Annotated in this window: 10 protein-coding genes; 4 read left to right on the forward strand and 6 right to left on the reverse strand. The window is 59.2% G+C overall.

The window, feature by feature from the left end; translation table 11 throughout:
- Positions 1-11: 11 nt before the first annotated feature.
- Complete coding sequence (locus tag AC05K6_RS00585) at positions 12-692, reverse strand: O-methyltransferase (protein WP_293789694.1); 681 nt, start codon at positions 690-692, stop codon at positions 12-14.
- Positions 693-890: 198 nt separating this feature from the next.
- On the opposite strand from AC05K6_RS00585, the gene sigE reads away from it, so the two are divergent.
- The 3 genes from sigE to tatB all read left to right on the forward strand — a co-directional run bounded on the left by sigE (position 891) and on the right by tatB (position 2527).
- Positions 891-1481 (forward strand): RNA polymerase sigma factor SigE, encoded by a 591-nt coding sequence (gene sigE, locus AC05K6_RS00590; protein WP_293790324.1) that lies wholly within the window; start codon positions 891-893, stop codon positions 1479-1481.
- 86 nt (positions 1482-1567) lie between these two features.
- On the forward strand, positions 1568-1936 hold the full coding sequence (locus AC05K6_RS00595; RefSeq protein ID WP_293789696.1) for an anti-sigma factor family protein: 369 nt from the start codon (positions 1568-1570) through the stop codon (positions 1934-1936).
- Positions 1937-1972: 36 nt separating this feature from the next.
- Positions 1973-2527 carry a Sec-independent protein translocase subunit TatB gene (gene tatB / locus AC05K6_RS00600; RefSeq protein WP_476727465.1) on the forward strand — a complete coding sequence of 185 codons (555 nt, stop codon included), beginning with the start codon at positions 1973-1975 and terminating at the stop codon, positions 2525-2527.
- 13 nt (positions 2528-2540) lie between these two features.
- On the opposite strand, the gene AC05K6_RS00605 is transcribed toward tatB, so the two are convergent.
- The 3 genes from AC05K6_RS00605 to AC05K6_RS00615 are packed head-to-tail and all read right to left on the reverse strand — an operon-like array spanning position 2541 to position 5589.
- A complete protein-coding gene (locus tag AC05K6_RS00605; RefSeq protein ID WP_473964180.1) occupies positions 2541-3671 on the reverse strand; it encodes an Mrp/NBP35 family ATP-binding protein in 1131 nt (376 codons plus the stop codon).
- 49 nt (positions 3672-3720) lie between these two features.
- Entirely contained in the window at positions 3721-4257 is a 537-nt protein-coding gene (locus AC05K6_RS00610; protein WP_476727466.1) for a DUF1003 domain-containing protein, read from the reverse strand.
- A gap of 6 nt (positions 4258-4263) precedes the next feature.
- The gene (locus tag AC05K6_RS00615; RefSeq protein ID WP_293789705.1) at positions 4264-5589 is read right to left on the reverse strand and encodes a magnesium transporter MgtE N-terminal domain-containing protein; all 1326 of its coding nucleotides are present in this window, start codon (positions 5587-5589) and stop codon (positions 4264-4266) included.
- Between the two features lie 231 nt (positions 5590-5820).
- Here AC05K6_RS00615 and AC05K6_RS00620 point away from each other — a divergent pair, with 231 nt between their 5' ends.
- Entirely contained in the window at positions 5821-6303 is a 483-nt protein-coding gene (locus AC05K6_RS00620) for a hypothetical protein (RefSeq protein WP_293789707.1), read from the forward strand.
- Positions 6304-6388: 85 nt separating this feature from the next.
- On the opposite strand, the gene AC05K6_RS00625 is transcribed toward AC05K6_RS00620, so the two are convergent.
- Both AC05K6_RS00625 and AC05K6_RS00630 read right to left on the reverse strand, forming a co-directional pair.
- Positions 6389-10084 carry a multifunctional oxoglutarate decarboxylase/oxoglutarate dehydrogenase thiamine pyrophosphate-binding subunit/dihydrolipoyllysine-residue succinyltransferase subunit gene (locus tag AC05K6_RS00625; RefSeq protein WP_476727467.1) on the reverse strand — a complete coding sequence of 1232 codons (3696 nt, stop codon included), beginning with the start codon at positions 10082-10084 and terminating at the stop codon, positions 6389-6391.
- Positions 10085-10137: 53 nt separating this feature from the next.
- Positions 10138-13611: an ABC transporter transmembrane domain-containing protein gene (locus AC05K6_RS00630; protein WP_476727468.1), complete on the reverse strand. Its 3474-nt coding sequence runs from the start codon at positions 13609-13611 to the stop codon at positions 10138-10140.
- Positions 13612-13659 lie beyond the last annotated feature (48 nt).

Here is a 13659-nt window from a genome sequence, read left to right on the forward strand (position 1 = left end):
GACCTGCGTTCTTAGCTGATCTTCGTGATCAGCGTCGCACCCGCGCCCAAAGGAAGGCGAGAGACCTTGGCGTTTTCCAGCTCGCGGAAGAACTGATCTGCTTCGCGAGCCCGGGTGGTCTGGCGGTCGGTGCGGTTTTCATCACCCACCAGGCCGTCCATCAAAGAATCCAGAAGTACGAGGACACCACCAGTGCGAAGTGCCGGGAGCGTGGATTCCACAATCGCGGTGAACTCCTCTGTCGCGGCCTCTGCGACCGCCATGTCGTAACTATCGTTGGCTAGACGGCGGATTACATCCAGCGGAGCGCTGGGCAAGAAACGGAAGGTATTGGGGCGCTGACCGGCATTGGCGAAAGCCTGCTTGGCCAACTGTTGGTGTTGTACCTCCGGCTCGATGCACGTCAGGTGTCCTTCGGTCTGTGCGGCGTTAAGACCCTTGAAAAGGTGCAGGCCAATTACGCCACTGGCTGGCGAAACGATAATGCCGGTGGGGGTGTGTCCCTGGGCAGCGGCGTTGGCGCCTGCGCGGGTGGCGATGAATTCCAAAAACTCAGCAGTCATCGCATCGGGGGTGAGCAGACCAAACTCCTGTGCCGCCTCGACAGCGGTGGTGGTCACCTCGTCCGGCTCGCTGGTCGCCCGAACGTACTCACGGATGGCCTCAATGGGGGAAGATGATGCAGCATTCACGCTTCACGACGATAGGTCAGGAAAGCGTCAATGTTGTGCTTGTTCTCGGCATGTCAGGCGCCGGCGTCAAAAATAGAAAAGCAAGTGAACAAGAGTGACCCGAGTGACGAACTTTCGTTCCACCCCCACAGGGGGTAAAATCCTCACAGGAAACTGCCAGGCGTGCAGCACAAGATTTTGAGGACAATCAGCCACAATATGGGCATGAACGCAGATCAAACCCCCGCCCCACGAACCACAGCAGTGTTCGATGCAGGTACCGGCGAACTTCCGGGCTGGGGGGAATTGGTCGCCGAGCACGCAGACAGCGTCTACCGGCTGGCTTATCACCTCGCAGGAAACCAACAGGACGCAGAAGACCTCACGCAGGATACGTTCATGCGAGTCTTTCGCAGCCTCAAGACCTACCAGCCGGGAACCTTTGAAGGATGGCTGCACCGCATCACCACTAACTTATTCCTGGATATGGTGCGCCGGCGTGCGAAGATTCGCATGGAAGCGCTGCCCGAGGATTATGACCGCATCGAGGGCGGCATTGACGACCCCGAAGCCACCTTTGAACTGAACAATCTGGATCCTGCGCTGGTAAAGGCGCTGGATCAGCTAGCGCCGGAGTACCGCGTAGCCGTCGTGCTCTGTGACGGGCTGGGGATGAGCTACGACGAAATCTCCCAGACCCTTGGCGTGAAGATGGGAACCGTGCGCTCCCGCATCCACCGCGCCCGCGCGCAACTTCGCGGTAACCTGGAACGTAACCATGGCGAACTGGTCTACACCGGCCAGGCCTAAAGGCTGAGCGACTAGTGTCGGTCTGAGACGTTTGGAACGGCGCTAAAGAAACAGACACCGTTGAAGTGGAAAGGCAGGTAAAGCACGTGACATCTTTCGTTGAAAACCTCACGGGGGAACTGTCCGTCGACCACCTGTCCACCGAGGCCATCGCTGCGCTTGTTGACGGGGAACTTTCCCGCCGTGCGGAACACCGAGCGAAAATCCACCTCGTCCACTGTGAAACGTGCAGGGCGGAGGTGCGTGCCCAGCGAAGTGCGTCCAACCGAATGCGCGAGCACACTTCGGACGTACACACCCCGGGCGGATTGATGGAAAAATTACAGCGCATTCCGGAAGAGTGCCGCGAGGATGATGCGCCGCATCGTTTCTCCGTGGATGGCTGTCGCCGCCCCGAAACGTTGGTTGATCGGCTGGATCTTTTGCTGCGTAAAATGCAGTTCCGCGGCAAGTAAAGTGAAATGCCCTGCAGTTTGAGTTAGGTTAGACAGGTGTTTTCCAATGTAGGTTGGGGCGAAGTCCTCGTACTTTTGATCGTCGCGTTGTTCCTCATTGGCCCGGAGCGATTGCCGGGTCTTATCAAGGAGGTTCGCGCGGTCTTGCTGGCGGTACGCAAGGCAGTATCGCAGGCAAAGGATCAACTAGACGGTGAGCTGGGGGAGGACTTTCGCGAGTTCTCCAAGCCTTTGCAGGAGCTGAACTCTGTACGCCAAATGGGTGCGAAGGGGTTCATAACCAAGACTTTGCTGGATGACGATGATAGCTTCCTGACCTCCTTCAACGAGACGAAGCAGGACGTCAAAGACACCGTCGATACGGTGCGCAAGCCAAATCTGCGTGAGACCCTGAAGTCTGGAAATAAGCCAGGTCAACCCGCCCCGGCTAGCGGCAGTGCTGATAACGATGGCGTGAGCGTGTCACAGCAGTCCGCGGCGGGGGATTCCCGTTCTTCCCAATTGGACGATCCTGTGGCCAATGCTGCCCAGCAGCTGACTGGCAATGAAAAGCCCTCCGCACCCAGCAACGGGTGGGAGGACGTAACGTAGCCTGGCGCTCGGCCTATTTCTTTGTGACGCCGAGGTTCAGTGATTTACCGGCCAGCGAGCTACGACGCACAGCCAGCTGATCGGCGATTCCTCCGAATGCGATCGTGGCCGGAGAGTTCGGCTCCGAAAGCACAATGGGGTTACCGAGGTCGCCACCGATGCGCAGGTTAGGATCCAGTGGAATTTGCCCCATCAGGGGTACCTTCGCCCCGGTGATCTGGGACAGGCGATCCGCAACGAACTGGCCGCCTCCGGAGCCAAAGACCTCCATGCGAGTGCCATCCGGCATATCCATCCAGCTCATGTTCTCGATCACGCCACCAATTCGCTGGCGAGTTTGCTGAGAGATGGAGCCCGCACGCTCTGCAACCTCGGCTGCTGCAGCCTGCGGGGTGGTGACGATCAACAATTCGGCGTTTGGCACAAGCTGCGCCACGGAGATCGCCACGTCGCCGGTTCCCGGCGGCAGGTCCAACAGCAGAATGTCTAGGTCGCCCCAGAACACGTCTGCCAGGAACTGTTGGATAGCGCGGTGCAACATTGGGCCACGCCACACAACCGGCGAGTTGTCTCCAATAAAGTGACCAATGGAGATCAACTTCACGCCGTGTGCTTGCAGCGGCATGATCATCTCGTCCACCTGGTGCGGCTTGTCGGTGGAGCCCATCAAGCCGGGCACGGAGTGGCCATAAATATCGGCATCGATCACGCCGACCTTCAGCCCTCGCTTTTGCAGAGCAACGGCAAGGTTAACGGTGACGCTGGATTTGCCCACACCACCCTTGCCGGAGGCTACGGCGAAGACGCGGGTGGTCGAGTCGGACTGGGCAAAAGGAATCACCGGATCTGCCGCGTCACCACGAACCATCTGGCGAATGTTGCGACGCTGTTCATCGCTCATAACGTCAGTGGTAACCGTGACGTTCTCCACACCGTCGACGGAAGCCACGGCCTCGCGGGTCTTTTCCGTCAGGTGGTTTTTCATCGGGCAGCCGGCGATCGTCAGGTAGATCTCCACCGCGACATCACTTCCGTTGATGTCGATGGACTTCACCATGCCGAGATCCGTGATCGTGCGGTTTAGTTCAGGGTCCTCTACGCGGGATAGCGCGCTGCGTACAGCGGATTCAGTGACTTGGGACATGATGGGATTAAGTCTATCGAACGACCGGCGAGACGCTAATTCCGGGCGGTTAATCGTCGCGCGCGTCGCCGCGAGCTTCCTCGTCTCGGCGGGTGTCGTCGATCTTGTCGTCAATGCGTTGCAGAATGTCGTGCAGCTCCTCGAGCTCACGGCGGAGATAATCACGGGTAACCGTCTCACCCACGGCAATGCGCACGCTGGCGACCTCACGGGCTAGGAATTCCGTATCGGCCTTGGTTTCAGCGGCACGGCGGCGATCCTCATCCAGGCTGACGCGGTCGCGGTCGTCCTGGCGGTTCTGTGCCAACAGGATCAGGGGCGCGGCGTAGGCGGCCTGGGTAGAGAAAGCGAGGTTGAGCAAGATGAATGGGTATGGATCCCAGTTCCACCACATGCCGCCCAGGTTCAGCAGGATCCAGGCGACAACGATGATCGTCTGATAAAAGAGGTACTTGCCGGTGCCCAGGAAGCGAGCAATCTTCTCAGCTACGCGACCGACACCGTCCCCGTCGAGATTGAACTTCTTTTTCTGACGGGTGGCGTCGGTCGGAGTATCCAGATCCACGCGGGAGAAATTACGTGCCATATATGCCTAGACCTCCTTCAATTCCGAGGCTGCTTGGGATACCGGGGTAGACGGGGTTGCTGAAATGGCTGGAGATTCCACGCGCCAGTCTTCTTCGCGCCAATCCTCAGGCAACATGTGATCCAGCAGGTCATCCACGCTGACAGCGCCAAGGAGATGCTGATCGTGATCCAGCACCGGGCCACACACCAGGTTGTAGGTGGCAAAGTAGCGCGCCGCCGTTTCCTGGTTGTCATCTGCGAACAGCGCGGGTAACTCCAGATCTAAGATTCCACTGACAAGGGAGGACGGTGGTTCGCGGAGAAGCTTCTGTAGATGCACACAGCCTAGGTATTTGCCCGTCGGGGTCGCCTGGGGAGGTCGTACGACGAAGATCATGGAGGATAGGGACGTCGGCAGCTCTGGATTTCGCGCGTGGGCGAGAGCTTCTGCGACGGTGGCCTGGGGCGTCAAAATGATCGGTTCGGGCGTCATCAGTGCACCCACAGTTTCCGGCGAGAAATTCATGAGTCGCCGGACGGGCTCGGATTCCTCCGGATCCATCAGCTCCAGCAGCACGTCGGAAGTATCCCCCGGGAGTTCGGCCAGAATGTCGGCGGCATCGTCCGGATCCATTTCCTCCAGCACGTCGGCGGCACGCTCAATATTGAGATGCTCGAGGATTGCCGTTTGGTCGTCGTCGGGCATCTCCGCCAACACGTCCGCAAGGCGTTCGTCGTCGAGTTCTGCGGCGATTTTATTACGCCGAGCGTCATCCATGTCCACCAGGGCATTCGCCACGTCGGCGTTGCGCATCTGCTTGAAGGAGGCGATGAGCTCCGCATCCTGGTTGACCACACCCGTGCCAGAGGCGTGGAGTCCCTGGATGTGCTCGATCGGGATAATGTTAATGGACGTTTTACGCCCCAGACGGCTGCGCTGGGTGACCGCTAAGTTACGGATCTTCCATTCACGACGCCGACTACGGCTCAGCTCGACATCGGTAATCTCCACAACCTTCCCGTGAAGTTCCTCGTGCTCTGGATCGTCTGTGTGCACCTTTGAGCCGACGAGATCCTCGAAGATGGTGAGCTCGGCAGAGCGGGACTTAAAGGGGCGAAGGTTTACGGAACTGGAAGAAGTCGTGATGTCCGTCGCGGTGATCGCCGCAATGCGCAGCATGGGGAGGAAAATCTTGCGCTTATTCGCGATCTCCACCACGAGACCAAGTGCAGTCGCATTATCGCCGTGAATGGTGATGACAACATCGCGGACGCGGCCGACGGATTCGCCGTCTGGTCCCAGCACCACTAGGCCGGCCAATCGTCCTGCATACACGCGACTTGTACTCATGTTTACTTAGGGTACTTGATCGCCTCCACAAGGTAGAATGTGGCGAGTTGTATAGCTGCACGAAATGCAAAGGGACAAAATAAGATGCGAACGTTGGGGCGGCGAGACGTGGCGTCCATAATTGCGGCAATAACTTGCCTCGCTTCCTGTGGTGGCCTGACTGCTTGTGCTGAAGAAACCCCGGAGCCTTTTTTAGTGGGGATGCCCGAGCGAGCGGTGGGAAATTCGCCGATGCCCGAAAGGTACGCTGATGCTTTTGCTCGCTATCTGGTGCGGGAGCTCGATGATTTTGGGCGCAAGACCGAGCGCAAACCCATTCCCGCCGATCGTCGCATTCGACAGGTGAGATCTGGTGAAATCACCGTTTCCTACGGCTGTACGGGGGAGCTGCTGGAGCACTTAGATCGTAATCGAGCCATGGAGCTGCGACGCGAATACAAAAAGCAAAAGCAAAGCGCGCAGGCTGAGCTTTCGGAAGGCGCGACGGAAACTAAGAGTGCGGAAGAATGGAATAGCCTCGTCTACGATGAACTGCTCAGCGCATTGCCATCAGAGGTCGGGGCGACGCTGCCGGGACAGGCCACGCCGTGCCCAGGGGACTCATTGCCGCAAAATGCAGTCGTGATCTATTCGAAACACATTGCCGGTCGCAAAGTACGGGCGCAGCTCAATCACGTGGCAACAGCAACAACTATGGAGATGCTCGGAGGCTAAGCCGGAGGTTAAATAAGTAACAAAAAGCCCGCCGCTGTACTGCGGCGGGTTTTTCTAGCTAGCGCGGAAAAGTGCGGAAGAGAGCTTACTTGAAAGCCTCGTCCAGCAGCTGCTTCTGCTCCAGCTGGTGCACCTTCGCAACACCGGTAGCGGTGGAGGACTGTGCACGGCGGGAAACGCGCTTCATCTGCAGACCCGGGATGTGCTCCGGCAGCTGCAGAGCCAGGAACGGCCACGGACCCTGGTTGGCCGGCTCATCCTGTACCCAACGCACCTCGGCGTTCGGGTAATTGGCCAGCGCATCCTTGATGCGATTGAACGGAATCGGGTGCAGCATCTCCACACGGACGATGGCGACATCGTCGCGACCATCAGCCTGGCGCTTCTTCTCCAGATCCCAGTAGATCTTGCCCGAGCACATCAGAACGGTCTTGATATTTTCGTTCTTTCCATTTTGGTTCGGGTCGTCGATGACGGACTGGAACTTCTTAACCTCAGTGAAGTCCTCCACGGCGGAGACTGCCATCTTGTTGCGCAGCATCGACTTCGGGCTGAAGACAACCAGCGGACGCTTCAGGGAACCCAGTGCGTGGCGACGCAGCAGGTGGAAGTAGTTGGCCGGGGTGGAAGGCTGAGCAATGGTCCAGGAGCCCTCTGCGGACATCTGCAGGAAACGCTCGATACGTGCGGAGGAGTGGTCCGGGCCCTGACCCTCGTAGCCGTGCGGCAGCAGCAGAACCAGGGAGGAAATCTGGCCCCACTTAGCCTCACCGGAGGAAACGTACTCATCGAGAATGGTCTGGGCGCCGTTGGCGAAGTCGCCGAACTGTGCCTCCCAAGCCACCAGAGCATCCGGGTTGCCGACGGAGTAGCCGTACTCAAAGCCCATGCCCGCGTACTCGGTCAGGGCGGAGTTGTAGGCCTCGAAGCCACCGCCCTTGCCGGACTCGCGAGCCAGCTCTTCCAGCGGGCTGTAGCGGTCGTGGTCGGTGTGGTCGAACAGGATGGCGTGGCGCTGGGTGAAGGTACCGCGAAGGGTATCCTCACCGACCAGACGCACCAGCTTGCCGCCGTCAACCAGGGAGCCGAAAGCCAGCAGTTCGGCGAAGCCCCAGTCGATGTTGCCGTTACGGGACATTTCCTTGCGACGCTTGATCACCGGCTTCACACGCGGGTGCGGGGTGATGTGATCCGGCACGTCTGCAAATAGGTCTCCGATGTGCTCAATGAGCTCGCGATCCACGGAGGTATCTAGGCCATGCGGAAGATCCTGGGAACCAGTGATGCCACCCTGTTCCTTCGGCTTGGTGCCCTTCTCAGCTTCGCGTACCTGAGTGAATACGGTCTCTAGCTGATCGTGGAAGTCGCGCTGTACGCGCTCGATGTCCTCTTCGGTCAGGTCGCCGCGCCCCAGCAGGGTTTCGGTGTACTGATCGCGGGAAGACTTGGTCTCACCGATCAGCTTGTACATCAGCGGCTGGGTCATCGAAGGATCATCAGCCTCGTTGTGGCCGCGACGGCGGTAGGTCACCAGATCGATAAAGACGTCCTTGCCGAAGCGGTTGCGGTAATCAACGGCCAGCTGTGCAACCCAAACGACAGCCTCAGGGTCGTCGCCATTGACGTGGAAGACCGGGCAGTCGAAGCCCTTGGCCAGGTCCGTGGCGTAGTGGGTGGAACGGCCAGCGTCCGGAGTGGTGGTAAAGCCGATCTGGTTGTTCACCACAATGTGAACGGTACCGCCAACCTCGTAGGCTTCGAGGCGAGCTAGGTTGATGGTTTCCTGCACGATGCCCAGGCCGGTAAATGCGGCGTCGCCGTGCAGCAGCAGCGGCATGACGGTGTGCTTCTCGTGCAGTTGATCCTGCTTAGCGCGGGCGATGCCCTCCATGACCGGGTTAACGGCTTCCAGGTGGGAGGGGTTAGCTGCCAGGTAGACGTCGATGTCGTTGTCGCCGAACATCTGGTGGTAGTGGCCCTGCTGACCCAGGTGGTACTTCACATCGCCGGAACCGCCGGCGGCAGCTGGGTCGATGTTGCCCTCGAACTCGGTGAAGATCTGGGCATAAGGCTTGCCCACAATGTTGGCCAGAACATTCAGGCGACCACGGTGCGGCATGCCGATGACGACCTCGTCCAGGGCTGCGTCTGCAGCACGGTCGATAGCGGCATCCATCATCGGGATCAGGGTCTCGGCGCCCTCCAGGGAGAAGCGCTTCTGGCCGACGTACTTGGTTTGCAGGAAGTTCTCGAACGCCTCGGCGGAGTTCAGCTTCTGCAGAATGTACTTCTGCTGTGCTGGGGTGAACTCGGCCTGGCCAGCCTCGATACGATCCTGCAGCCAGTTGCGCTCTTCGGCGTCGAGAATGTGGGTGTACTCCGTGCCGACCTTCAGTGTGTAGGCCTTGCGCAGGGTGGAGAGCACCTCACGTAGGGTCATAGTCTCGCGACCGGCGAAGCCACCGACGTGGAAGGTGCGGTCGAAGTCCCACAGGGTCAGGCCGTGGGATTCGATGTTCAGGTCGGAGTGGTCCGGAATCGGCAGTCCCGGCTGGGTCCACTGCAGCGGGTTGATGTCTGCGATCAGGTGACCGCGGGAGCGGTAGGCCTCGATCAGCTGCATCACGCGGGTGGACTTGTCTACGCCGATATTTGGCAGATCCTGGCTCCAACGAGTAGGAGCGTAAGGCACGCGCATGGCGTGGAAGATCTCATCCCAGAACTCGTCGTTGATCAGCAGACGGCTCATGGTGCGCAGGAACTCGCCGGACTCTGCACCCTGGATGATGCGGTGGTCGTAGGTAGAGGTGATGGTCACCAGCTTGCCGATGCCCATTTCGCCCAGGCGATCCTCGGAGGCGCCGGCGAACTCGGCGGGGTAGTCCATGGAGCCCACGCCGATGATGGCGCCCTGCCCCTTGGTCAGGCGCGGCACGGAGTGGCGGGTGCCGATGCCACCGGGGTTGGTCAGGGAGATGGTCACACCAGTGAAGTCATCCATCGTCAGCTTGCCTTCGCGGCCACGGTGAACGACGTCCTCGTACTTTTCGACAAATTCGCCGAAGGTCATGTTCTCGGCTTCCTTGATGGCGGCGACCACCAGGGAGCGCTGGCCGTTCTTGCCAACCATGTCGATTGCGAGGCCGAGGTTGATGTGCTCCGGAGTGACGAGGGTCGGCTTGCCGTCGACCAGCTCGTAGGAGTTGTTCATGTCCGGGTGAGCCTTTACGGCCTGTACCAGGGCATAACCAATGATGTGAGTGAAGCTGATCTTGCCGCTACCGCGGGCTCGCAGGGTCTCGTTGACCATGGCGCGGTTTTCGAACATCAGCTTCGCCGGCATATCGCGTACGGACGTCGCGGTCGGAATCTCCAGGGAGATGTCCATGTTCTTAACTACGGCCTTGGCGGCACCCTTAATGGTGGTCTTGCCCGGCTCTGGAGCTTCCATCGGCTGCTTCGGAGCCGGCGGTGCAGTGCGCTTCGGGGTGGGCTTGACGTTGCTGTCCTGGTTCTGGGACGCAGATCCCTTCGGCTGCTTGCCACCTGCCGTCGTATCCCGAGTGGGGGTGACGGTGTTCTTGGTAGCGCCCTGGCTGCCCGTGGTCTTCTGTGCTCCGTTGCCCGCCGTAGCCTGGGTGTTGCCCGGCGCGTTTACGGGGGAGGAATTATTTTCAAAGTAATCGCGCCATTCAGCGTCGACAGACTTTGGGTCTTCCTTATACTGCTGGTACATCAAATCGACCAGCCATTCGTTTTGACCGAAATTTGCACTGCTCACAGCAGGTCCTCGCCTCTTTCCTTTATGGCTTTAAGTCTCGTCGTTCCACCCTACTACAAACCGGTTGTCGGCCTTGGCGCGGCATTCCACAAATCGGCATATGCTCCGCCTTTTTGTAGTAGCTTGTTATGCTCTCCAATTTCGACAATGCGGCCCTGATCCATCACCACGATGGTGTCGGCCCTTGCTGCGGTGCGGAGGCGGTGCGCGACGATAAGTGCGGTGCGGTCGCGGGTAACGCGGTTGATCGATTCGACAATCTGGGCTTCCTCGTCGTCATTGATGTTTGCCGTCGCTTCGTCGAGCAGCATAATCGACGGCCGGATGTACTCCGCCCGAGCAAGCGCGATCATATGTTTTTGTCCTGCCGAAAGGGTATGGGTGCCGGGTGAAATGGCAGCGTCGAGCCCACCGGGGATCGTTTGCAGGATCTTCTCTCCACCAATGCGTTCGACAGCGGTCCGTGCTCTTTGTTTGCGTAGTGCAGGATCGCAGTCATCATTTTTGTCGACATTCTTGTCGCCGTAGGCGATGTTTTCGGCCACTGTGCCCTCGAAGAGCTGTGGTTCCTGTGGCACGGTGCCAATGCAGCTCCGCCATCCACGCACGTTGAAGTCCCGAATGTCCGTATTATCCGCGCGGATCGTCCCCTCCGTCGGATCCATGAACCTATTGATGAGCCGCAGCAGCGTAGTTTTCCCCGCACCCGTCGCACCGACCACAGCCGTGGTGCCGCGGAAGGTGTGGGTGATGTCTAGGGTGGGCTCGCCCTCGCCGTACTTATATACGACGCCCTCACACTGAATTGCTGGCCCTTTCACAAACGCCGGATCTTTTGCGTCCGCGGAAACGGTAAGGGCTGGGCGTTCGTTGAGAAGTTCGCGGATGCGCGAGACGCTGACGCTTGCCTGTTGGAATTGGTCGAATACCTGGGAGAGCTGCTGAATCGGTCCAAAGAGCATCGTCAGGTAGAGGCTGAACGCCACCAGGGCGCCTTCTGTGGTCTGCTCGCTAGCGATCAGTGAGGTTCCTGCGCTGAGAACCGCGGCTTGGGCGAGTTGGGTGAGAAGGTTGATGCCAGGGAAATACAAACTCACAGCGGTCTGTGACTGGGTACGCAGTCGAAGGTACTTACGGGATTCTGCCTCGAGACGGCTTTGAAGGGCCGTCCCGTAGCTGAAGGCCTGGCCGGTGGGAAGGCCCATAAGGGTCTCCTGGAAGGTCGCGTTCACCTGACTGATCTGGCTTCTGGCTCGGGTATACAAGCGACGGGAGATCATCCGGAAGATGATCGTTGCCACCACAATGACAGGAAGGAAAAGCGCGACGATCCCTGCCAGGGTCAGATCAGTGGAAATCAGCATGCCGATGATGCCCAACGCCAACGTTGCCGACACGATCGTTTGGGAGAGACCTGATTGTAGGAAATTCGAAAGGGAGTCGATATCGGTCGTGAGGCGCGTCATGATCCTGCCACTGGACTGGCGGTGGAACCACAGTAGATCCATCCCAGTGATGTGGCGGAAGAGTCGGTTGCGCAGGGCGAAGATCAGCCTTTCGCCCGTGAGAGTGGTGAGCAAAGTATTGGCAATGCTGGCTACCCATGACAGTGCAACCACCGCCAATGCACACAGGCAGGTGAGCAGCAGGGAATTCATGTCATTGTTCGCGACACCGTGATCGATGGCGTGGCGAATAAAAGAAGGGAGCGCGATGTCAGCTGCCGAGGACAGCAGCAATGTGACAACCACTGCAGCGACGAGCCCCGGCACCATCGCAAACAGAGTGCGCAGCCGGAATCTCCCGGCCTCGTCCTGGATCTCAGCAATACGTGGGGTGTCCACTGTGTAGGTGGAGGGATCCGCACCTGCCTCGAGTGAAGAAAAAGCCACGTTCGCCGTAGAAGCAGTCGTCGACACAGCCTCGACGGGCTGCACAGTCTGATCTGGCTGTGCAGTGGGCAGGGTGATGATCTGTTCCGGATTCCGGAAACCACCATCGGCTCGGTGGCTGATGTAGATCACGGTAGGCCGGAAAATGCTGGCGCGCAGATTAGCCAAAATCTGCGCCTCGGTGGCCTGGTCTATGGCCGAGGTGGCATCGTCAAAGATGATGGAATGAGGTTCGCGAAGTAGCGCGCGGGCGATGGCGATGCGCTGTCTTTGCCCGCCGGATAGTGTGATTCCCCGTTCTCCGACGACGGTATCCAGACCACCAACCTCGCGGATGAATGCATCGGCACAGGCTAGGCGAGCTGCATCCCAGACCTCCTCATCCGTGGCTGAGTAGCCGAGCAGAATATTCTCTCGGATCGTTCCCGAATAGAGGAATGCCTCGTCCATGATTAGCGCGGGGCGATCGGATTCCTGCACATCCAGCAACGGAACTGAACCTGTTCTCCCGGAGAATGTGACCTCAATATTCCCCGCATCGGCAGTACTCAAACCCGCCAAAGCGTGTGCCAGACGGGTCTTTCCTGAGGCCACAGGCCCCTCCACGATAACGGTGCTGGACGGTGAAATATTCAGGTTGATCGGGGGCTGCCCGGCGGTGACGGGGACACTGCCCACAAACCCCATTGGTTCCCGAATGGCAGTCGTGCCGATGGGACGCGGCGGGGCGTCAATAATTTCAAAGATACGATCGGCACACGGTTGGGTGACGTGAACGTTCACGAGCATCCCCGCCGCCATGCGGGCGAGTCGGGCAAGCATCGTGATGAAAGTTGATACCGTGAGGAAATCGCCTACGCTGATTGCTCCGCGCATGGCCAGCCAACCACCGAGCCCGATTGCCGCTACCAAAGCGACGTTCGGCAGAGCAGACAGCGCAGGCTGAAAGATAGCGCTGAGCCTGCCCACCCGCATATTAATGCCGTACTGCCGTGCAGATTCCCACCTATAGCGCGCGACCTCACGTGGCTCCTGGGCGAAACTCTTCACTACCTGCACACCCGACACAGTGCGATCAACCTGCTCCGCAATAACCGCAGCTTGTCGCTGCGACGCCAGAGAAGGCCCATAAAGGCGCGTGCGTGAGGCATAAGCAACGGCGAAAAGGAGTGGGATCTGTACCGCCACGATGCCAGCAATTGACGGGGAAATCCACAGTATGATGGCGAAAATCAGCACCAACTCCAGCATGCTCGCCGCCATCATCGGCAGCATCGCTAGAGTGCCCTGCACCTTCGTGAGATCCGAAATCGTGCGCGAAATGACCTGCCCCGTGCCGAAGGAGCGCGCCGCTTGGGCATCCACGGACTGGATTGCCTCAAACATCCGGATACGCAGACTGTGCTGGGTGCGCACGCTAAAAGTCCCAGAGAGGAAACGGCGCAGAGCTTGCGCCACGAATCGCGCACAAGCGACAGCCACCAGCAGGCCAATCGCGCGAGTGTTGCCATCCACAGAAGCGCCTGCGAGTAACGGCAGAAGCAGTTCTATGGCCGGCAACGACACCGAGAACACGACCACGGCAGTAAACAGCCCAGGGTGGTGAGGGGCGGATTCTCGGATGACTCTGAACACGCCGATGATTTTAACGCGGGCTCGGGACAGCACCCTAGTGCAGAAGTG

It is taken from the genome of Corynebacterium sp. TUM25020 (assembly GCF_056388495.1).